Raw genomic sequence first — 21787 nt, 5'->3', positions numbered from 1 at the left:
CGTCGAGCACACACACACACACACACACACACACCTGTCATGTTGAGCGCATGCGAAACATCTTATACGTGCCACCGGTCGTATCTATAGGATGCTTCACTACGTTCAGCATGACAAGTTTATTATAATGATCATCCATTCATCCGCGCCGGTCATGCTGAACTTGTTTCAGTATCCCACATGCTAAGTGATCAGCCTGTTCTGAGAGATGCCGATATTCATCGGCATGACGGGGTGGGATAAATAGATTTCCGCCGAACACACACCTGTCGTGTTGAGCGCATGCGAAACATCTTATACGTTCGACCGGTCATAGTTCATAGGATGCTTCACTACGTTCAGCATGACAAGTTTATTATAATGATCATCCATTCATCCGCACCGGTCATACTAAACTTGTTTCAGCATCTCACATGCTAAGTGATCAGCCAGTCCTGAGGGATGCCGATATTCATCGGCATAACGAGGTGGGTATGGATGTGGAGAACACACACACACACACATAAGCATCTGTCATGTTGAGCGCATGCGAAACATCCTATGCGTGCGATCGGTCCTGGTGTATAGGATACATCACTACGTTCAGCATGACAAGTATTTTTAAGGGACAACCACGCCCATAAGCATCGGCATGATCAAAGACCTACCTAAACAAAAAGGGCCGCTCATCGCGGCCCTTTGTCATTCTAATAATATTTACTTACCGGCGGTGCCGTACAGTTCGTTAAATAACAGCTTGAATGTGCCGTGCGATTGGGCGCGGAAGCTGATCTCGGGGCCGAACACGTACAGTTTGCCTGAGCCGTATGGTGCCACGAAGGCGGCCATGGAGCCTTGCAGGTATTTTTGTCCCCAGGCCCAGCCGCTGCGTAACGGAGTGGCAGTGGTATAAGTGGCCAGTGCTTTGATGCCTTGCGCGTTGGCGTTAGGGTCTAGTTTGAACGCCGGACTGCTATCGAACATCACATCGCCGGTGGCTGGCATACCCCAGGTGGCCGGTTGGGTGGTGTCATAGGTCACTTGTAATACGCTGCCCGGAATGTAGAACTTATCGCCAGAAAGTGGTCTTTCTTCTCCTTTCACGGTCTCGGTGAGGGCGTTCTTTACCGGTAATTTAAGTTGGTAGGCCAGGTTGGCACTGCTGCCTATGGTCACGATGCTACCTCCAGCCTCCAAAAAGGCCTTCAATTGCGGTATCGACTTGTCGGCAGTGATGCGGCCGGTCATGGCTTTGTACTCAGCCGGCAGGTCCTCGGCAGAACCGCCTCGGCCTTCAAAGCCGCCACGACCACCAGTAGTACTTGGTATAGCACCACCCACAAATACCAATACATCGTATTTGCTTTTCAAGTTGCCACCATCTATCTCTTGCGGGTACACACGCTCAAAGTTGAAGTGCGTTTGCTCGAACAACCAGCGCAACCATCCTGATGGGATAGAGCCACCGTACTGATCCCACAAACCAATGCGTAAGGCCTGGATCTTCACCGCGCCCTTAGGCTTTTTCGCGGTAGCGATGGCTTTCACGCCCAGGTTAGCCTCTTTAGCCAGTGCAGCTTGTGCAGTAGTACTTGATGGAACGAAGAATGTTCCGGCAGGCAGACCATCGGCACCTTGTGGTGCGCGGTACACTTCAACGCCGGCCTTTAACAGGTCATTAACGGCAATGTAAGCGTTGTTGCTGCGGGTATCTAACAAGTAACCGGCCTTAGCAGCAGCAGGTACGGCGGCAAGCGGCGGGGTTTGTAATTGGCCATAAGGTATACGTTTGAACGGACCATCAAAGGCGTCCTGTATACGATCGAACTTGATACCCATTTGGAAGGCCAGTGTCCAGCCAGCATTATCATAAGGGCGGATAGGGGGGCCTCCCGGGTATTGAAAATCATTAGGGTGATCCTGTGGTTCGAACATATCCAACACATGCGGACGAAAGGCCTGATCGGTCTTCACCACGTATGATCCTGCCGGATAGCTCACACCATTTACCTTAAAGGCTGATGATGCCTTGTGAACGATCAGGCCACTGCGCACTAAGGTATTGATGAATTTAACAGCGGTAGGGAAGTCGGCCTGATCGGCAGGGATGATATAGCCACGTGGGTCGCGCAGGGTCGGGTCTTTCAACACCTGATCATAATACTTGGTAGGTACACCATTAAAACCAAAACCACGGCCGCCAGCTGCAGGTGCAGGGCTGTCTTTACGGTAAGCTGCGGTGATCGAGTCGGCCTTTTTAGGCGATAAGCCCCAGGTATCGGTACGGCCTTTTTTGATCGAGTTTTGGCCCATCACGTACATGTTATATAACATGATATCGCGCTGGCGGGCGGCATAGCCCAATACCGCATAGTTGAGCGATAGTGAATAATCTATAGACTGTTTGTAGTGCCATGGCTGCGGCGTTACCGGGTAAGGCGTGTTACTGCTCGGGATCAACCGTTCAGGCACCAGCGGCACCGTGGCCGGGGTAGGGCTGCCAATGATCTCGGTAAGTAAACCCACCATGTTGTGGAAATAAGTGGTAGTGCGTAAACCACCGTTCCACCAAGTAGAGAACTGGGTGCCGTTACGCTCGGTGTAACCGGGCTTGTTCTCGGCATTGAGGCGGCTGCTCATGGCGGCGCCCAGCGCATCTATACTGGTCACCAAAAGCGGGTCGTACACGTAGTTGAACGGGTCGCGGTACGGCGGGCCGGCCACTACCGATCCGGCAGGACCAGTTTGGTGGTGGTTATACACGATCTGCGGGAACCACTCCAGGAACTGTACGCGAGTGATGTTCTGCGATTCCTTCATGTTCATCATGTAAAAATCGCGGTTGTTATCATGGCCGATGTATTTTTCATACAGGCGCGGAATGTTCATGTTGCGTTTGGCCGGATCCTTTTGGCTCATATACCAGTTGGATACCAGTTCCTGCCCGTCGGGGTTGGCATGCACCATCAGGATGATACAGTTATCGAGGATGCGCATGGTCTCGGCATCAGTGCGGCTTACCAGGTTGTAGGCCGTCTCGATCAGCTGGTGTGTACCTACGGTCTCGGTGGCATGCAGGCCTCCATCTATCCAAACGATGGCCTTGCCGTCATTGGCCAGCTTTTTGGCATCGGCCTCGGTAAGGTCCTCAGCACGGGCCAGCTTGCGCGATATCTCTTTATATTTTTCGAGGTTCTTGATGTTCTCAGGCGATGACACGATGAGCATTAGCTGGTGCCTGCCTTCTTCGGTTAGGCCTATATCAACATACTTGGTACGGGGCGATGCGGCCAGCTTTTTAAAATAAGCCTCGGTTTGGGTGTAGTTGGCCAGGTTGTAGTCGTCGCCTATGTTGAAACCAAAATGTTGTTTGGGGGTGGGGACGCTCTGAGCCTGTACCTGTATCGTGGTGGCTAACCACAACGATACCGCTAAGGTGCTGAGTAAGTTTACTTTCATTCGGGAGTTAGTTAAGTTTGACTTTCCTAAGTTATGATAAACTACCTTTTATAGGTTGTAACTTTTTTGAGGCGATGTAATACACAATAAAGGCCATTTGCTTGATCAGCAATGGCCTTTTGTTGTTGAGTATATGCTCCTATGTCAAGCCTCTTTTGTGAGGCCAGGGGTGTCATATTAAGTTTAGGATACGGATAAGACACCGCGTTCACCGATAATGTTACAGCGGCCAGAAATTTCACCGACAAAAAATGGCCGTTCACCGAGGTTGTGGCCCCGGCCACCACTTTGCTATTTACTACAGGCGATCGCTATCGTACTTTTGGAACATAGAATCTGATCGTCATGAACACCGAACCCATATATCCTAACCAACCACAAAATAACGGTAAAGCCATTGCTGGCCTGGTGCTGCTGGTAGTTGGCTGTGCATTGTTGCTGCGCCAGTTCCACTTCTTCTTTATTCCGCACTGGTTGTTCAGCTGGCCTATGCTGCTGATCGTGATCGGCCTGTTCAGCGGAGCCAAGCACAACTTTAAAAAGCCCGGCGCGCTGATCGCCATCCTGATCGGTGTGATCTTTTTGTCGGGTCGTATATCGCCCTGGATCGATATCAGTCACCTGAGCTTGCCGATCGTGGTGATCGCAGTAGGTATATGGCTGATCGTTAAACGCAGCCACCAGAACAACCGCTGGGGTAATACCGACTGGAAAAGCCAACCCGACTTCACCAATACTACCCAAGACGTACCGGTAGTGGATTACGTAGTACGTGACGCCAACGACCCCGAGCCCGAAAAAAAAACTGAGGACAGCTCATACGGCGCTTACCAGAACACCCGCACCGGCTACTCGGCCGACGACGTGATCGATACGGTATCCGTGTTCGGTGGTATCAAAAAGGCTGTATTGTCTAAGAACTTCCGCGGCGGCCAGATCGTGAACATCTTCGGCGGTGCCGAGATAGACCTGAGCCAGGCCGATATACACGGCACGGTGGTGATCGAGGTCACTCAACTGTTCGGCGGGATCAAACTGGTCGTGCCGCCGCACTGGTCGGTCACTTCAGATATGGCCGCTGTATTTGCCAGTGTTGATGATAAACGCTTCGGCAAGTTTGGCCCGCAAAGTGCCATCAACCCTGATAAATTACTGGTGATCAAAGGAGTTTCCATTTTCGCCGGGGTAGACGTTCGTAGTTTTTAACCTTCATCATATTTAAAGTCATGAACTGGTATCTCATCATTTTAAGCATCTACACGATCCTGCAACTCATCATAGGCGCCCTGGGCGGACCTGTCGGGTAGCCGATCCATCTTACTTTCAACCGAACCTTTAACACCTGTACATCACTAACTGAACTGACCCTTAAGCAATGACCGCCAACCCAACTACCACTCTTTACGGTAAATTAGGACTCGCACTGTCCATAGGCGGCCTGGCCTGGGCAGCTTTGCAAACCTACGTGGTGCATAGCTTTGGTTTTGACTGGTACGTGGCCGTGATCGATAGCGGCGTGAGCGTGCTGCCCTTGGCGGCCGCCTGCTGGCTTATCGATAATAACCTGCGCTACTACCAACCCGGCAAGGGCAGTTACATTAACCTGGTGATCTGGTGTGTAGCATTGGCAGCGGTTTGCACCGTGGCGGTACGGTGGCTGATGCCAATGTTCAGCATGGGCGACACATATGATATTTTCCTGAAACAGTCGCTCATGCTTCGTTTTTTTACCAGCTTTTTAGCCATTGGATGGATGGCCATGATCAGCCTGATCTGGTATGTACAGCAAGATCAAAAGGATAATGAAAAGCGTAAGTCCGAAGCCGAGAAACTTTCACGCGATGCAGAGTTGTACAACCTGCGCCAGCAACTTCAGCCTCACTTTTTGTTCAACAGCCTCAACTCTATCAACGCGCTGATCGGTTTCAAGCCCGACGAGGCCCGCAAGATGATCCATCAACTATCTGACTTTTTGCGCGGCACTTTAAAAAAGGACGACCAGCAACATGTGACCTTTAACGAAGAGCTTGCTCACCTCAACCTTTACCTCGATATTGAAAAGGTACGCTTTGGCCACCGCCTGCTTACGGAGGTGAGTTGTGATGACCGTTGCCGGAAGGCCATGCTGCCGCCGCTGTTGTTACAACCCTTAGTGGAGAACGCCATCAAATTTGGTTTGTATGATACCACCGGCGAGGTGACCATCAGCATACGGGCCGAGATAGAGGATAACTACCTTGCCGTGATGGTTCAAAACCCCTTTGACCCGCAAACCGCCCGACCCCGCCAGGGCACAGGTTTTGGCTTGAGTGGGATCAAACGCAGGCTTTATTTGCTGTATGCCCGTAATGATCTGGTTGAAACTTACACGAATGATGATATATTTACCATCATGATCAAAATACCACAGGCAGCATGAAACGGGTACTGGTGATAGACGATGAGCCATTGGCCCGCATGGTGGTGCTCGAATATTTACAACAATATAAGAACGAGATAGAGGTATTGCAGGAATGCGGTGATGGCTTTGAAGGTATCAAGGCTATTATGCAGCACCAGCCCGACCTTATCTTTTTGGACGTGCAAATGCCTAAGATCAACGGTTTCGAGATGCTCGAACTGGTAGAGCAACCTCCGCAGGTGATCTTTACCACTGCTTTTGACGAGTATGCCATCAAGGCCTTTGAGGCGCATGCGGTGGATTATCTGCTAAAGCCGTTCAGTCGTGAGCGCTTTAACAAGGCCATCGAAAAGTATCTCGGTCAAGCCGTGACCAGCCCGGCTCCCGTAAGCAAACCTACCGAGGAACTGTTAGAGACCGCCGCCCAGTCACCCGCGCAACATGAGCGCATCGTGGTGAAGACCGGCGCCAAAGTGAAGATCATTCCGGTGCATGATGTAGAATACCTGGCCGCCGATGATGATTACGTGAGCATCATCACCCCTGAAGGCTCCTTTTTAAAGAATAAGACCCTTAGCTTCTTCGAACGCACGCTTGACCCACGGCAATTTGCCCGCGTGCACCGTTCGTATATGGTGAGCCTATCCCAGATCACCCGTATAGACCCTTACGAAAAAGATACCCACATCGCCATCCTCAGATCAGGGGCCCGCATCCCGGTCAGTAAAACAGGATACGCAAAATTGAAGCAGGTGTTGGGGATTTAGAGGGCGAATGCTTACGGTCATGCCGATGCATATCAGCATCTCTCAGTATATGTAGTTACCTTGCATGTGAGATACTGAAACAAGTTCAGCATGACAAGTTAGTTGTTTTACATACTCACCCCCATCATGCCGATGAATATCGGCATCTCTCAGGACAGGTCGGCCACCTTGCAAGTGTGATGCTGAAACAAGTTCAGCATGACGGGTTATTTGTTTTACATACTCACCCCCGTCATGCCGATGCATATCGGCATCTCTCAGGACAGGCTAACCACCTTGCAAGTGTGATGCTGAAACAAGTTCAGCATGACCGATCAAACAATAAATTAATTACTGAAATCTTCTTCTCAGCACTGCGTAGAACTTATCTACCGTGTCCGGTCTTTCGGTCCAGCGGTTCTTGGTCACGTAGTTGGCTTTCAGGAACTGGTCGGCCTCTTCCATGGTCTTGCAGCGGTTGAGCAGCTCGATCGCTTCGCTGTAGGCCAGGCTGTAGCCATTGAACAGGTCCTTCACGAACAGCATCTTATCATTCATATTAATAGCCGATTTGATATCGGTAATGGCCGTTTGCGGTTGATGTTGCGGTGCGGCGTAAGCGCTGGTGATAGGTTGGGCTAAAGGTGCTTCGGCAGGTTTGTCGCCACGTAATTGGGCGGCCAGTCGCTCATGCAGCGTCAATGGCTTTTCTGGCTCGGTGGCCTTAGGCGCTTCATGAACAGGGGCGGTGTAAGGTTCCGGAGCGGCAGGAGCCTCTTCCTTTACCGGCTCTTGAGCCTCGAAGTTATAAGCAGGGCGTTCTTCTTCTATCGGAACTGTTATTTGAGGTTCAGCTGGATGATCAAATAAAGAGCGTTCTTCCTGAGCAGGAGCAACAGGTTCCGGCTCAACCGGCGCGATGTTCACGGGTTCCGCGTATTCGTTGGCATCGATCGGTTGCGGTTCGTCGGTGGTGAGGTCAACGTGTGGCGGGCGTTCTTCTTCGGCCGAGTGGCTACTGATCGAGAACTCGTGCTGCTCGTTACTCACCTGCGGCTCGTGGCGTATAAAGTCGTAATGGTCATTACTCTCGCGGGCCTCCTCTATGTGCGTATCAGCGTAGGCCGGAGGTGGCGGGGTATTAATGTCTACCGTCTTGTGGAACACATGGTCCTGTGTCGCCTGATGTTCGGGCTCAACAGAGGCGGCAGGTGTGTCAAAGCTTTTTTCTTCTACCGGTTCGGCTTCGTGCTCGTACTCTTCAATGGTTACGGTAGGTTCTTCAGCAACGGGCTGTGGTTCCTGGTAGGCCAAAGCAGGTTCGGTGTGTTCGGGGGCACTTTCGGTGGTCTCAGGCAAGTGGATCACTTGCTGAGGTTCGGTATAAGTATCAACAGGGGCATGTGTGTCAAAATGCTGATCAAGGATCACCGGTTCTTGTACCACAGTGTTGGTGGTATCAAAAGCATTAACCGGGGCAGCGTTTTGGTCATGCTCAGGCAGGGCCGGCCTAAGGTTCAGGGCCTGGGTATTCACCTTGCGCAATATGTCATTATGGTCGCCCAAAAAGCGGGCGTTGGCAGCAAAAAGCTCCAATTCAAGGTCGTTGATGTGGCCTTCCTGGGTCAACAGATAGTCGTACTGTTCGTTGAGTTCTTTAAGTATAAAACCTATCTTTTTGAGTATCTCCTGCTGTTTCATGGGTGCCGATGTTGAAAATGTACGCATTCAAAAGTAAGATATAATTCTGATATTAGCCGGCTGTAAAAGTTTTGGAATGTTGTTTAGTGAGGACGTTTTTAAGAGGCGAAGTGAGCATGGTGGTAGTGTAGAAGTGGTTTGCGGATCCATGTTCTCGGGCAAGACCGAGGAGCTGATCCGCAGGTTGCGCCGTGCCCAGATCGCGCGTTTGAACGTCGAGATCTTCAAGCCCAAAACTGATACCCGTTACGCCGAAGAGGCGGTGGTATCACACGACCAGAACAGCATTCCCTGCACTCCTGTCGAAAGTTCATCGGCCATCCTGCTGTTAGGTGCCAACGTTGAAGTGGTAGGTATCGATGAAGCGCAATTTTTTGACGATGAGCTGCCCAACGTATGTAATGCCCTGGCCAACCGCGGCGTGCGCGTGATCGTGGCCGGGCTGGACATGGATTTTAAAGGTGTACCTTTCGGACCTATGCCCGCTATTATGGCCATGGCCGAATCGGTGACCAAAGTGCACGCGGTATGCGTGTGCTGTGGCAGCCCCGCCCTGTACTCATATCGCCTGGTGCCTGATGAAGGCCGTGTACTGCTGGGCGAAAAGGAAAGCTACGAACCCCGTTGCCGCACCTGCTTTTTTTCGTCCTGATCGGCTCGCCCCAAGCAAACAGAAGATATTGACCATTGGTTATCTTATCACCTATATGATGACCAAGTTATGAGCGTTAGATCGATAGCTATACTGCATTGCCATGCCGATGCAGAAGAAGCGTTTGAATTGGAATTGAAAAAGCTGGTAGAGGCCTCCGCCTCCGATGAGGGCTACATCAAATACGAGATATTCCAATACCAGGATAAGCCCTATAAATACGTATTACTTGACGAATGGCGCGATGCAGAAGCCTTCGAGGCGCATCAGTCGACGGCACACTACAAGCATTTTATGCGGGTGGTACCGGTGTTGCTGGAGCAGCCCTTGGAGTTTCATTATGTTAGCCACCTGGTGTGAGGCATAACGGTGAACTTAGCCATGCACTTATTTAAAGTTACCTTTGTTGGATCAAAACAATATATGGGGTGCTGTTTGTTACAACTCGTATAAAAGCGCCGTCGCCTGAGGGGCGATGCTTAATTGAAGATGCTTAATTGATAAAACACCATGGCTAAGAAAGTTCTACTCATTGAGGATGATAAAGATATAAGGGATACCATCGTACTGGCGTTAAAGGAGGACGGCTTCGAGGTGATCGAATCGGAAAGCGCGAAGATCCTGAAGAACGTTAGCGAGATAGCCCCCGACCTTATTTTGTTGGATAACTGGCTTACCGACTGGAAAAGCGATGCCAATGGCCAGCAGATCAGTAAAGAATTGAAGACCAACCCGGCCACGAGCCATATACCGGTGATCATCGTATCGGCGGTGAGTAACATCAAAGAAGTAAGCGAGGCGGGCCTGGCCGATGGTTACCTGAAAAAACCATTTGAACTGACCGACCTGTTCGCCATCGTGCATAAACATATTGCATGAATAGTTCGGTAATTGATAAACAGAAAAGGCCGCTTAATGCGGCCTTTCTTGGTTATTCAACATTTTTAATCTTGAAGCACAACCTTAGAGCTTGATAGTAGGTTGGTAATATCATGTGGAAAAGCTTGGACAAACGATAGCACAACAAAAAAGGCCATCCGCTTAGGATGGCCTTTTTATTTTAAGAAGGCTTATAGTGAACCATTCAACTATTCACCACTCACCATTCTCTGCTCACTATTTTTTAGCGTATTTAAAGTTCTTACCGATGAATTTAGCGTTAGCGCCTAATTCTTCTTCGATACGCAGTAACTGGTTGTATTTTGCGATCCTGTCTGAACGTGATGCAGAACCGGTCTTGATCTGGCCGCAGTTAAGGGCAACAGCAAGGTCGGCAATGGTAGCATCTTCGGTCTCTCCTGAGCGGTGGCTCATTACTGAAGTGTAAGAGTTGCTTTGAGCTAATGATACCGCGTTGATGGTCTCGGTCAATGAACCGATCTGGTTAACCTTTACCAGTATAGAGTTACCTACGCCGGTATCGATACCTTGTTGTAAACGGGTAACGTTGGTCACGAACAGGTCATCGCCTACTAACTGCACCTTGTCGCCAATGCGGTCGGTCAGTAATTTCCAGCCATCCCAATCGTCCTCGGCCATACCATCCTCGATAGATACGATAGGGTATTTCTCGGCCAGTTGAGCTAAATATTCAACCTGCTCGGCGCTGGTACGAACAGCACCTTTATCGCCTTCAAATTTGGTGTAATCGTACTTGCCATCTACATAGAACTCAGAGGCAGCACAGTCGAACGCCAGGTAAATATCAACACCTGGTTTGTAACCGGCTTTCTCGATCGCTTGTAAAATGGTCTCAACGCCATCTTCGGTACCTTCAAAGGTAGGAGCAAAGCCACCTTCGTCACCCACCGCTGTAGAAAGGCCACGATCGTGAAGGATCTTTTTCAGGTTATGGAATACCTCGGTACCCCAACGCAAAGCCTCAGAGAATGAAGGTGCGCCGATAGGCATGATCATGAACTCCTGGAACGCGATAGGCGCATCAGAGTGTGAACCACCGTTCACGATGTTCATCATCGGGATAGGCAGGGTATTAGCGTTAACACCGCCAATGTAACGGTACAATGGCTGGCGGCTTTCCTGAGCGGCAGCTTTGGCAACGGCCAGTGATACACCCAGGATCGCGTTGGCGCCTAATTTACCTTTATTGTGAGTACCGTCAAGATCGATCATGATCTTGTCGATAGTGTTTTGCTCAAATACATCTAAACCTACCAGTTCTTTGGCAATAACGTCGTTCACGTTAGCTACGGCTTGTAATACGCCTTTGCCCATGTAACGGCTTTTATCGTTATCGCGAAGTTCAACGGCCTCGTGTGCACCGGTAGAAGCGCCTGAAGGAACCGCAGCACGGCCAAGGGCGCCGTTCTCGGTCAATACTTCAACTTCTACTGTGGGGTTGCCGCGCGAGTCGAGTATCTGGCGGGCATGTACATCAATTATTAAGCTCATAGTGCTATCTAGTTTGGTAAGTATATGGTCTGTACGGTTAATTGCGCGCTAAGATAAGCGCAAAAAATGACATTCGAAATGTAAAAGATGAATACTTAGTGTTTTGTTTACAATAACTTAATATAGGCATGGTGGCGCTATTGCAGCCTGCGATCCGCCTCTATTTGCGTACGATATTGTATATGGCGTTCAAATGTAAATAGTACTTACGGTTAGTGCCGGTAGCGGTATTATTGAACTGGTTGAGCAACCCCGCCGTGAACGCGAATTGCTTGCTGAACTGATAACCCAGCAATAAGGCCACCCGGTTACGTTCAAAATGAGGCTGTTTGTTGTTGAAGAAAAGCTCGTCGTACAAAATGCTGTACAGTGCGCCTGGCTCCACCTTCTTTTTGTTGAAGGGGATGATCGAGCTGAACCGGTAACGGAAACGGTTGCGATAGCCGGTGTTGAACCAGCGCTGCTCGATGCGGTAACGATGCTCAAAACGAATGCGGCCCAGGTACTGGTTAGAGACGAACTGCTCCCAAAAACGGAACTCTTCCAGCATTGGACCATTATCCACATCGTCCTCGTCATAAGTAACGTAACGGCCTATGCCCAGCAATGCCACGTTGTTCTTATCTAAATTATAACTGACCCCGCCTTTGGCTTCATAGTAGTAAAATTTGCTGGTCAGGCCGTAGTTCCGGTTCTGAGCCTCCAGGTAACCTCCCCAGCGGTGTTCGGTACTACCCGGTAAATTAATGGTGACCACGTTCCAGCTACCCAAGCCTTGGTATTGGGCACTTGCCGTAAGGCTAAAAATTAAGCAAAAGATGAGAAGAGTGTGTTTGAGCGACATAAAAACGCCTTTGTTAATTAATTATTAACAAAGGCGCAAATATAGGCTTGTAAGCCATTCATTGTTAATATAATATTATTCCCATTTAAAGGTTTTGATGGCGATGGTGTATAGTACGATACCCCATATCAATAAGATCAATAATTCGTGGCCTACCTCGGTGATCGCGGCTCCCTCAAAGGCTACCTTGCGCATGGCATTGTTCAGGTGGGTGAGGGGCAATACATTGCTCACATTCCTGAGCCAGGTAGGGAACGCCGAGTTAGAGAAGAAAGTACCTGACAGCAGGAACTGTGGCAGGGTGACCAGATTAGATAAAGGAGGAATGCTGGTATCATTTTTAGCCAGACCAGAGATGATAAAACCAAAGCCCATAAAGATGATCAGCCCGATCAAAGCCAGTAGCAGCATGCTCAGCACCGTCGCCACGCCATGGATCAGCGTAAACCCAAAGGCATAATGGCCTACACCAATGATCACTACCGAACCCATCATGGCAAAGAGCACACGGGCGATCATTTCGCCACATACGATGCTGTAGCGTTTTACCGGGGTGGCAAAAAAGCGCTTGATCACCAGCGTTTGGCGTAGGCTCAGGAACACAAAAGCGGTACCGAAAACCCCGATGCTAAGCAACGAGAAACCTAACTGGCCGGGCAGTATAAAGTCGATGTATTTGTATTCGCGGCCGGTGATGGTGGTCTCTTTCAGCTCGGCCACTTGCGGGGCGTTGGCTTGGGCCCGATTATTAAATTGGTACAGCAGGCTTTTTAGCATCGAGCGGAACATGTTACCCTTCTCTTGCGAGGCACTTGAAAATTTGGCGTTGAGCACATAGGTTGGCATGCCATTGTTCTTTTGTATACTGATCACGGCATCAAGGCTACCCTTTGACAGGTTGGTTTGCAGCGCCTTATCGGTAAGACCTGTCTTGAGGTTGATCACCTTGTAGTTCTTCAGGATCTGATAGATGGGGTTGATGGTGTCGCTGTTCTTATCAACGCCCACATCTACCGATACAGCGCCGCCGCCCAGGTTGGCAAATATGACAATGAAAATGAGCGGGAACAGCAAACTGAATATAACAGCCGATGGGCTGCGAAAGATGGAACGTAAACTGGCCTTAGTGATGGCCAAAGTTGCGCGAAGGTTAGAGTATGATGAGTTCATGGTACCTCTCCCCAGCCCTCTGCGAAGGAGAGGGAGTTTTATGGGGGTATTTTAAGTTTAGGGATGTTATATGTGATCGTTCGTTTCTAAAGCCCTCCCTACGGGGAGGGTTGTGTGGGGTTATTCCCGCCACTCCTTGCCGGTCAGGTCAATGAACACATCTTCCAGGTTGGCCAGTTTGGTGTGTTTCTTACGTTCAAAGCCGCGTTCTATCAGCTGGTCAATGAAGGTGTCAGGAGTGTTAATGCCAACGATGTGGCCACCATCAACAAAGGCAACGCGATCGCAAAGTTCTTCGGCCTCGTCCATGTAGTGGGTGGTGATCACCACAGTGGTGCCGGCGGTTCGTATCTCGCGAATGAGTTCCCAAAGGTTACGGCGGGCCTGCGGGTCAAGGCCAGTAGTAGGCTCATCCAAAAATATGATGCGTGGATTGTTGATCAGCGTGGTGGCGATCGAGAAGCGTTGTTTTTGGCCGCCCGACAGATCTTTATACAAAGCCTTAGCTTTATCGGTCAGGTTCACTTTGGCCAGCATTTGTATAGGATCGATACCTACGCCGTAAAGGCCGGCAAATAATTTAAGCAGCTCGGTAAGGTTGAGGCCCGGATAGTAGCCTGCGGCCTGCAGCTGTACGCCGATGCGCTGTTTGATCTGGCTGGCTTGGGTATCAATATCCAGTCCGTCCACCAAAATACGGCCCGAGGTCTTGTCGCGTAACGTTTCAATGATCTCGAGCGTGGTGGTCTTGCCGGCGCCGTTAGGGCCCAATAGCCCAAAGATCTCGCCTTCATGGACCTCAAAGCTGATGCCTTTAACGGCGGTAAGTCCGTCGTATTGCTTTACCAGATCGGTAACTGTGATGATAGGTTGTTTTGCCATGCTGTAAATGTACAGCACAAGCACTCAGAAAGATGGACTTTTAGCCGAATGGTATTTTTTTGATGGTGAATGGTAGTACAGCCCCTCCCAAACCTTCCCCGGGACGGAGGGCTTTACAGATCTTTATTTAAAAATCCAGCGGACCTAAACGGCGCATGTTCTTCATGATCAGGTAACGGCGGTGCCTTACAAAGCGTGTAGGATCGGTGGCCGAGCGTTTAAGCGGACTCGGGAAGATGGCCGCAATGGCCGCCGCCTCGCGCCGGGTCAGTTGTGAGGCCGGCTTGTGGAAGTAGTTCTGCGCGGCAGCTTCGGCGCCGTAAATGCCATCACCCATCTCGATCACGTTCAGGTATACTTCCATGATGCGTTGCTTGCTCCAAAATATCTCGATCAGCATGGTAAAGTAGGCCTCTAAACCTTTACGCAGCCACGAGCGGCCCTGCCATAAAAAAACGTTCTTTGCAGTTTGCTGCGATATGGTGCTGCCACCAATGATCTTATTGCTGTGCGCGTTCTTTTTGATCGCGCGTTCAATGGCTTTAAAATCAAAGCCATTATGTTCAAGAAAGGATTGGTCCTCACCGGCAACGGCGGCCTTTTTCATGTTGATGGATATCTCGTCAAAGTCCTTCCAGTCCTTGTCGATCTTCCATTCTTTGCCGGCTGCCTTGCGCTCAAAGGCACGGCTGATCATGAGCCAGGTAACGGGCGGGTTTATAAAACGCAGCAGCAGCACCCACAAAATGCTGATGCCGAAAAATAGTAGCAGCGCCAGCCTTACAAAGCGCCATATCAGTTTACCTATACCTTTGGTGATCATAAACAGCCCCGCCCCAACCCTCCCCGGGAGGGAGGGCTTAAGGGATCTAAAAATTTTCCCTAAAAATAACAAAGCCCTCTCCAATGGAAAGGGCTTTGTTGATATTTCCTAATTCCTTCTCCTTTGGGAGAGGACAGGTGTGCCAAATTACTCAGCTACCACTTCAAAAGGAACCTGTACTTTAACCTCTTTGTGCAGGTTAAGGGTTGCGGTGTACTCACCAACAAATTTAGGGTCCTCGTTAAAGGTGATACGACGACGGTCAACTTCAAAGCCTTGAGCTTTTAAAGCATCAGCCACCTGGATGGTGTTCACAGCACCGAAGATCTTGCCGCTTTCGCCAGCTTTAGCGCCAATGCTCAGTTTCACGCCTTCTAAACGGGCAGCAACTTCGTCAGCATCTTTGCGGATCTTGTCTTGTTTGAACTGAGCTTGTTTAAGGTTCTCAGCTAAAACTTTACGGGCCGATTCAGTAGCCAGTATACCAAATCCTTTAGGGATAAGGAAGTTACGGCCGTAACCAGCTTTTACTTTAACCACTTCGTCTTTTTCGCCGAGGTTCTTAACGTCTTGTTTTAAGATAATGTCCATTTTGTAACCTCCTATTATTTTAACGAGTCAGTAACGTATGGTAATAAACCGATGTGACGGGCACGTTTAACGGCTTGCGACACTTTACGCTGAAATTTCAATGAAGTACCGGTCAAACGACGTGGTAATACTTTACCCTGATCGTTAACGAACTTCAAAAGGAAGTTAGCGTCTTTGTAATCGATGTATTTGATACCGTTCTTTTTGAAGCGGCAGTATTTTTTGCGGTTATCGTCCACTTTAGGGGCGGTAACGTATTGGATCTGTTCGTTTGCCATAATTAAGCTGCTGCCTCCTCTGTTTTAGGTTTTTTGTTGAAAGCACCGCTGCGTTTTTTCTCGTTGTACGCAATAGCATTTTTATCTAAAGCAATGGTCAGGAAACGCATAACACGCTCATCACGTTTGTATTCGATCTCCAGTTTGCTAATTAATTCACCCGGAGCGCGGAATTCGGTGAGGTGGTAGTATCCGGTCGATTTCTTTTGGATCGGATACGCTAATTTTCTCAAACCCCAATTGTCCTCTTGAACAATCTCGGCTCCGTTATCGGTAAGGATCTTGCTAAATTTGGCGATCGCCTCTTTAGCAGCCTCATCAGATAACAACGGGGTTAGAATGATGACGGTTTCGTACTGTTGCATTTTATACGTTTGTTAATTAATTACCCGTGCAAAACGGGGACGCAAATGTAGAAATATATCTGGATATATGCAAGTGTTCAATAGATAATCCGTTGATACACTTAGCGCTTCCCTTATTAACGGGCGTTGTCGCATCTTTATTCTATATTTACTCCCGCAACTCAACTTATCATCATGAAGCGTATCATCCTTTTGCTCGCTATCTTTTCAGCAGGCGCCCAACTCCTAAAAGCTCAATCCAATGTAACTTCCGGACCATTAGAAAAAAAGCTCATCGACAGTTTGTGCCTGGAGATGAATAAAGTGGATGTGGCATCATTAAAGACCAAAGAGCAGGCGGAGAACGCATTTAATGAAGCATTCTCGAAATATAGTGCATTGTTGATGAACGTTGCCGAAGAACGAAAGATCGATGTTAGCGATGATGGAGCAATGCAGGCGCTGGGTACCGACATTGGTAAGAACCTCTTAAAGTCTAACTGTGCATCGTTCCTGAAGATAGCCACCAAAATGGCTCAGAAAGAAAAAGATCCGGGTGCCGAGATCGGCACCACTCAGGGGACGATCAAACGGATCGAGAATAAAGGCTTCAATTATGTTGTGATAACCGATGTTGCCGGCAAGGAAAGGTCATTCCTGTGGCTAAGGCAATTTGATGGGTCGGAGAATTTCCAGAGCGCGACCAGTACATACGCAGGCAAAAAGGTCAAGGTCAAATGGCAGGAGATGGAGGTTTATGTTCCGGCTGCCAAAGGTTATTATAAGGTGAAAGAGATCACAGGCATCGAATGAACCTATAGATCTTTGAATACTTCTTCAAGGTCGAGCACAAATCCGGGCAGGATAGGAGTGGTCACTTGATCGCCCCCGGTAAGCAGACGTGAGGCCACGTATGATCCATTGGCAAGTGTGTATTTAAGAAAGGTGCGTTCAGACGGGTGAATGATCCAGTACTCCTGTACACCTGCCTCTTCATACACATCGTACTTGGTCTGTAACTCTTTATTGTTATTCCCCGGCGATAGTATCTCCACCACAATGTCGGGAGCGCCAACAGCGCCGCGGGCATCAATTTTGGTGGGATCGCAGATCACGCAAACATCAGGTTGAAGCACTGTGGTGACCTGTGCATCATTAACGGTTCGTGTTAGGCGAACATCAAGGGGCGCATTGAAAACTTCGCAAGCCTTACCCGCAAGGTAATTGCCTAACTTCAGAAATACTCTTCCTGACAGTCGTTGATGGATCACACTCGGTGCAGGACTCATCTTGAATATCTTGCCTTTGATCAGCTCCAGTCGCTCATCGAACTGCCATTTTAAGTAGTCGGCGTAGGTGTAGCTTTTGCTGAGGTCAAGGTCAGAGAATCGCATAATTAATGGTCACTTTATATAGGTAAAAGTACAACTTTTACGCCAAATAGTTCAGCTGAGCTATTTGAGCTTGCGCGCTTGACCTCACGTCTAAGCGTTCTTTCCCCTTTAGCCTTTCGGCAAATTTGCGTAACTTAGTGGCTGTGGATAATTTTATAGTTTCGGCCCGTAAGTACCGCCCGGTAACTTTTGAAAGCGTTGTAGGTCAGCAACATGTGACCAATACTTTGAAGAACGCGATCAAGAACAGTCAGCTGGCGCAGGCATTTTTATTCTGCGGGCCACGTGGGGTGGGCAAAACCACATGCGCGCGTATCCTGGCCAAAACCATTAACTGCACCAACCTGCAGCCCAATGGCGAGGCTTGCGGCGAGTGCGATCCGTGCCGTGCTTTTCAGCAAGGTACTTCCTTTAACGTACATGAGTTGGACGCTGCATCCAACAACTCGGTAGATGATATACGGAGCCTGATCGAGCAGGTGCGTATACCCCCGCAGGCAGGCAAATTCAAGGTGTATATCATCGATGAGGTGCACATGCTGTCGCAGGCGGCGTTCAACGCGTTCCTGAAAACTTTGGAGGAACCGCCTAACTATGCGATCTTCATCCTGGCCACTACTGAGAAACATAAGATATTACCTACTATCCTTTCGCGGTGTCAGATCTTTGATTTTAACCGCATTAAGGTAGAGGATATGGCCGATCACCTGGCCTCCATCGCCCAAAAAGAAAGCATTGGCTTTGAGCCCGACGGACTACACATCATTGCCCAAAAGGCAGATGGTGGTTTGCGCGATGCACTGTCCATGTTCGATCAGATCGTGAGCTTTTCGGGTGGTAAGGTCACTTACCGTTCGGTGATCGATAACCTGAACATCCTCGACTACGACCACTACTTCAATATCACCGATAGCCTGCTCGGCGAGGACACGGCCAAGACCCTGCTGATCTTTGATGAGATCCTATCTAAAGGGTTCGATGGCAGCCACTTCATTAGCGGCTTGTGCGGGCACCTGCGCAATTTGCTGGTGACCAAGGATGCTGCAACTGTGAAACTGTTGGAGGTAAGCGAGGGCATCCGTCAAAAATATGTACAACAGGCGCAACGGGCAACGGTATCGTTCCTGCTCTCGGCGCTTAACATGGCCAACCAGTGCGAACTGAATTATAAGCTAAGTAAGAATCAGCGTTTACAAGTAGAGCTTGCTCTACTCAAGATATGCCATTTGCCATCGGTATTCACAGCAGCAAGTATGCCTGCGGTTCAAGCGTCGCCAAATGGTGAGGCCTTAAAAAAAAACTCTGATCCAGGCGTAGCCGCACCTGCTGCGGCACAACCGGTCATGAATGCAGCTACAGAGGCACCGCGTCCGGTAGCTGCGCCTCCCGTGCCCGAGCCTGTGGTGAATGAGCCAAAGCCTGCTTACACGGCTGGTGCTACACCCAGTTTATCCTCAACGCCATCATTAAAGGCGGCACCTCCCGAACCGGTCCGGCACGTAACGGAACCTTTGCCGTCGGCTTCGCCTCAGCCTGAGGCTGCCAAGCCCGAAGCACCCGTTCGGCCATTGGCTACGTCTTTACTGGCCACGCCATCGTTAAGTCCATCATTAAAGGGTGGCAGCATGGGCGCCCTTACCGCCGTTGAAGATGAGGAAGATCCTTACTTAAAAGGTACCGACAACGAAAGCTTTACTACTGATGAGTTCATGAAATGCTGGATGGACCACGTGACCAAGGTAAAGGCCGATGGTAAAGCCACATTGGTGACCATTTTGACCTCCAACGCACCGGTGATGCTGCAACCTTATGTATTTGAGGTGATCGTGAGCAATCGTACGCAGGAGAACGTTTTCAGGGAAGAAAAGCCAGGGTTGATGAACCACCTGCGCACCACCTTGCGTAATTTCAGCATTGAGGTGAACACGCGCATAGACGAACAGACCGTGGTGCGTAAACCGTATACCGCTCTGGAGAAATTTCAGCATATGGCTGCCAAGAACCCGCAACTATTAGAGTTGCGCAAGCGGCTGAATTTGGAGTTGGATTAATACCTCTCCCCAGCCCTCTCCAAAGGAGAGGAAGTAATTGAAAAGCTTAATGATATAATAACAAGAAGGTCCTCCGATCAAGGAGGACCTTTTGATTTAGATCTATTTTCGTCTCCCTCTCCTCTGGAGAGGGCCGGGGTGAGGTTATTTCAGATAGTCATTATCTTCACCTTCACCGCTAATGTCGCTATCATCTTTTGAAAGGCCATCGGCCAGGTCGGCATCATTTTTTGGATAGCCTTCTTCGTCAAGGTCATCGCGATCGTCCTCAGGGGTGCGGGCCAGTGATTCATCTACGGGGTCAAGCTCAACGATGTGGCCGCTATCGATATGCATGCCTAAACCTTCGGCATCGGTCTCTATCGAGCGTTCCTTATCGTATTCACCTTCCACATCATAAGGGTTGGCCTCATCATAGCTCGAATCAAAGTCGCTGCCACCAGGTGCAGCAGTATCGAATAGCGCAGGTGGATCATAGTCAGGATCGTCGCTTTCTACTTCTATCTCGTAGCTATCTTTCTCGGCGTTATATTTAAGGTCGTGAGCATCGGTCTCAGCGTCCAGTGTGTCTTTCAGTTTTTTGTCTCTATCCAGGTTCTCATCATTGAACCCAGGGTAGAAGGTCTCGTCGTTTTTCATAGGTCGGTTATTTAAAAACATAACAGCACTTATCCTGCCAAAGTTTTAAACTTTAGCCCGACCATGGTATGAAAGAAGGGGAGATGCGGCTACGCGGATCAGTTAGGCCTGATGCTCTTACGGTATGAGGTATAACCGCCGATGCCGAATTTGAGCGTCACCACAAATTGCTTGTACATGTCCTTGTGTATGCCGGCTTTGATACCGTCAAGCTGATCGCCCAGTATCAGGTTATGCTGGTAACCCAGGTCAAGCTTTACGGCAGGCTCATCATAGCTGTTAAAGATCTTGAACTCATAACCTAATTTGATCGGTATGAACGCCTCGCTGCTATTGTTGCGGCCGGTCGAGGTATAGTCGGGTATATATAAGGAGTTGCGGTGTATCTCGTCCATATTGTTATAGATCACTCCAATGCCGCTGCTTACGTAGATATTCTTAAGTGCGTTGAAGAACATGCTGTTCTCGTAGTTGATCAGCTCGCCGGCCTGTAATTGTACCCTGAAGGATACCGCCGAATAATTGTTCTTGAACTGACGGCCCGAAAGGGTGTTCACCGAATCGCCACCGGCCAGTTTGCCCAGTTGCACCTCGGCTATATAATTAAGGAAAGGGGTATGGTTGTAAGTGAAATGCAGGTGCACCGCAGGCGTGCCTTTAATGGTCTCGGCATCGGTATAGGCGTAATTGAGCGCCCCGCTTACCCCAAGGTCATACTGAGCGTAGTTGTAGCCTAACTGCGCCTTGGCCAAAAAGCTGATCAGGCAAATGCTTAGGGTAAATAAATATCTCTTCATATAAATATATGCCTGTTACCGGGTGCGGCTGTATGTGTAATGGCTGGTGATAATGGTGGTTGAACCAGCTGTGGTGGATGATGATGAGGTATTCACCACAAATTCAGTATCGTCGATGCTTTCTAAAACGTAGTTGATCAACACGCTGCCACTTTTAAATTTGAGCGTTTGCGGGCTGGCGTCGGAGTTGGCCGAGTAGTAGCCTTTAAATAGCTTGCCATACTGGCTTGACGAGAATACGGCCTCATTCCCGGTCTTGAATTCAAAGTAGTCCTGGTCGGTAAAATCGGTAATGGCATCGGCTGTGGTAACAGAACCGTCCACATCAGTATCGATCACCAATGAGGTCAGGTACCATTTGCCCAGCAGCTGGGCGTTCTGGAGGTTAGCGGGTACTACGGCCGGGTCTTGTTTACAGCCCGCGGCGAACAGGATAGTGACAAGGGCTAAAACTGCGTATATCTTTTTCATCGATCATTATGGCCACTAAAAGTAACATTTTGTTTGCAACCTGTCAATTGTTAGCCGCTCTGTATTCTGGATGTGCAATTTATTAAATTGCCGATAACCAAAGTGTATATAATGTGATATATTTGGGCGTTTTAATTAAAAATCGAATTACAA

22 protein-coding genes are annotated in these 21787 nt (G+C 49.3%); 8 read left to right on the top strand and 14 right to left on the bottom strand.

Annotated features, from left to right (window positions below):
• Positions 1 to 696 precede the first annotated feature (696 nt).
• Complete coding sequence (locus LLH06_RS16855; RefSeq protein WP_228170460.1) at positions 697 to 3438, bottom strand: M14 family metallopeptidase; 2742 nt, start codon at positions 3436 to 3438, stop codon at positions 697 to 699.
• A gap of 345 nt (positions 3439 to 3783) precedes the next feature.
• Between LLH06_RS16855 and LLH06_RS16850 the strand changes: the two genes are divergently transcribed.
• The 3 genes from LLH06_RS16850 (at position 3784) to LLH06_RS16840 (ending at position 6606) form a co-directional block, all read left to right on the top strand.
• Positions 3784 to 4644, top strand: coding sequence for a LiaF transmembrane domain-containing protein (locus LLH06_RS16850; RefSeq protein ID WP_228170459.1), 861 nt, complete (start codon positions 3784 to 3786; stop codon positions 4642 to 4644).
• 169 nt (positions 4645 to 4813) lie between these two features.
• Positions 4814 to 5857 carry a sensor histidine kinase gene (locus tag LLH06_RS16845; protein WP_228170458.1) on the top strand — a complete coding sequence of 348 codons (1044 nt, stop codon included), beginning with the start codon at positions 4814 to 4816 and terminating at the stop codon, positions 5855 to 5857.
• A complete protein-coding gene (locus tag LLH06_RS16840) occupies positions 5854 to 6606 on the top strand; it encodes a LytR/AlgR family response regulator transcription factor (RefSeq protein WP_228170457.1) in 753 nt (250 codons plus the stop codon). Before LLH06_RS16845 ends, LLH06_RS16840 begins: the two co-directional genes overlap by 4 nt.
• A gap of 330 nt (positions 6607 to 6936) precedes the next feature.
• On the opposite strand, the gene LLH06_RS16835 is transcribed toward LLH06_RS16840, so the two are convergent.
• Positions 6937 to 8313 (bottom strand): hypothetical protein, encoded by a 1377-nt coding sequence (locus LLH06_RS16835; protein WP_228170456.1) that lies wholly within the window; start codon positions 8311 to 8313, stop codon positions 6937 to 6939.
• Between the two features lie 49 nt (positions 8314 to 8362).
• Between LLH06_RS16835 and LLH06_RS16830 the strand changes: the two genes are divergently transcribed.
• From LLH06_RS16830 to LLH06_RS16820, 3 genes are all read left to right on the top strand, one after another.
• Complete coding sequence (locus tag LLH06_RS16830) at positions 8363 to 8938, top strand: thymidine kinase (protein ID WP_228170455.1); 576 nt, start codon at positions 8363 to 8365, stop codon at positions 8936 to 8938.
• Positions 8939 to 9007: 69 nt separating this feature from the next.
• Entirely contained in the window at positions 9008 to 9298 is a 291-nt protein-coding gene (locus LLH06_RS16825) for a putative quinol monooxygenase (protein WP_228170454.1), read from the top strand.
• A 150-nt stretch (positions 9299 to 9448) separates the two neighbouring features.
• Positions 9449 to 9817: a response regulator gene (locus LLH06_RS16820; protein WP_228170453.1), complete on the top strand. Its 369-nt coding sequence runs from the start codon at positions 9449 to 9451 to the stop codon at positions 9815 to 9817.
• A gap of 237 nt (positions 9818 to 10054) precedes the next feature.
• Here LLH06_RS16820 and eno read toward each other — a convergent pair whose 3' ends face one another.
• The 8 genes from eno to rpsF form a co-directional block, all read right to left on the bottom strand.
• Positions 10055 to 11350 carry a phosphopyruvate hydratase gene (gene eno / locus LLH06_RS16815; protein ID WP_228170452.1) on the bottom strand — a complete coding sequence of 432 codons (1296 nt, stop codon included), beginning with the start codon at positions 11348 to 11350 and terminating at the stop codon, positions 10055 to 10057.
• Between the two features lie 160 nt (positions 11351 to 11510).
• Entirely contained in the window at positions 11511 to 12194 is a 684-nt protein-coding gene (locus tag LLH06_RS16810; protein ID WP_228170451.1) for a DUF2490 domain-containing protein, read from the bottom strand.
• Between the two features lie 75 nt (positions 12195 to 12269).
• Entirely contained in the window at positions 12270 to 13364 is a 1095-nt protein-coding gene (locus LLH06_RS16805) for an ABC transporter permease (protein ID WP_228170450.1), read from the bottom strand.
• Between the two features lie 120 nt (positions 13365 to 13484).
• Positions 13485 to 14246, bottom strand: a complete 762-nt coding sequence (locus LLH06_RS16800) for an ABC transporter ATP-binding protein (RefSeq protein ID WP_228170449.1) — start codon at positions 14244 to 14246, stop codon at positions 13485 to 13487.
• A 127-nt stretch (positions 14247 to 14373) separates the two neighbouring features.
• Positions 14374 to 15069: a monofunctional biosynthetic peptidoglycan transglycosylase gene (gene mtgA / locus LLH06_RS16795; protein ID WP_228170448.1), complete on the bottom strand. Its 696-nt coding sequence runs from the start codon at positions 15067 to 15069 to the stop codon at positions 14374 to 14376.
• Between the two features lie 147 nt (positions 15070 to 15216).
• Positions 15217 to 15660 (bottom strand): 50S ribosomal protein L9, encoded by a 444-nt coding sequence (gene rplI / locus LLH06_RS16790; RefSeq protein ID WP_228170447.1) that lies wholly within the window; start codon positions 15658 to 15660, stop codon positions 15217 to 15219.
• A 14-nt stretch (positions 15661 to 15674) separates the two neighbouring features.
• Positions 15675 to 15938 (bottom strand): 30S ribosomal protein S18, encoded by a 264-nt coding sequence (gene rpsR, locus LLH06_RS16785; RefSeq protein ID WP_228170446.1) that lies wholly within the window; start codon positions 15936 to 15938, stop codon positions 15675 to 15677.
• Between the two features lie 2 nt (positions 15939 to 15940).
• Entirely contained in the window at positions 15941 to 16303 is a 363-nt protein-coding gene (gene rpsF / locus LLH06_RS16780) for a 30S ribosomal protein S6 (protein WP_228170445.1), read from the bottom strand.
• A gap of 174 nt (positions 16304 to 16477) precedes the next feature.
• Here rpsF and LLH06_RS16775 point away from each other — a divergent pair, with 174 nt between their 5' ends.
• The gene (locus tag LLH06_RS16775; protein ID WP_228170444.1) at positions 16478 to 17095 is read left to right on the top strand and encodes a hypothetical protein; all 618 of its coding nucleotides are present in this window, start codon (positions 16478 to 16480) and stop codon (positions 17093 to 17095) included.
• Positions 17096 to 17097: 2 nt separating this feature from the next.
• Here LLH06_RS16775 and LLH06_RS16770 read toward each other — a convergent pair whose 3' ends face one another.
• Positions 17098 to 17676, bottom strand: coding sequence for a Uma2 family endonuclease (locus LLH06_RS16770; protein ID WP_228170443.1), 579 nt, complete (start codon positions 17674 to 17676; stop codon positions 17098 to 17100).
• A 143-nt stretch (positions 17677 to 17819) separates the two neighbouring features.
• On the opposite strand from LLH06_RS16770, the gene LLH06_RS16765 reads away from it, so the two are divergent.
• Positions 17820 to 19727: a DNA polymerase III subunit gamma/tau gene (locus LLH06_RS16765; RefSeq protein WP_228170442.1), complete on the top strand. Its 1908-nt coding sequence runs from the start codon at positions 17820 to 17822 to the stop codon at positions 19725 to 19727.
• 144 nt (positions 19728 to 19871) lie between these two features.
• Here LLH06_RS16765 and LLH06_RS16760 read toward each other — a convergent pair whose 3' ends face one another.
• The 3 genes from LLH06_RS16760 to LLH06_RS16750 all read right to left on the bottom strand — a co-directional run bounded on the left by LLH06_RS16760 (position 19872) and on the right by LLH06_RS16750 (position 21634).
• Complete coding sequence (locus tag LLH06_RS16760; protein WP_228170441.1) at positions 19872 to 20366, bottom strand: hypothetical protein; 495 nt, start codon at positions 20364 to 20366, stop codon at positions 19872 to 19874.
• A gap of 98 nt (positions 20367 to 20464) precedes the next feature.
• On the bottom strand, positions 20465 to 21163 hold the full coding sequence (locus LLH06_RS16755) for a hypothetical protein (protein WP_228170440.1): 699 nt from the start codon (positions 21161 to 21163) through the stop codon (positions 20465 to 20467).
• A 15-nt stretch (positions 21164 to 21178) separates the two neighbouring features.
• Positions 21179 to 21634 carry a hypothetical protein gene (locus tag LLH06_RS16750; protein ID WP_228170439.1) on the bottom strand — a complete coding sequence of 152 codons (456 nt, stop codon included), beginning with the start codon at positions 21632 to 21634 and terminating at the stop codon, positions 21179 to 21181.
• Positions 21635 to 21787 lie beyond the last annotated feature (153 nt).

This window comes from Mucilaginibacter daejeonensis (assembly GCF_020783335.1).
Taxonomy (GTDB): domain Bacteria; phylum Bacteroidota; class Bacteroidia; order Sphingobacteriales; family Sphingobacteriaceae; genus Mucilaginibacter; species Mucilaginibacter daejeonensis.
Note: the sequence above shows the minus strand (reverse complement) of the source record. Positions and strands in the feature narration are given on the sequence as shown.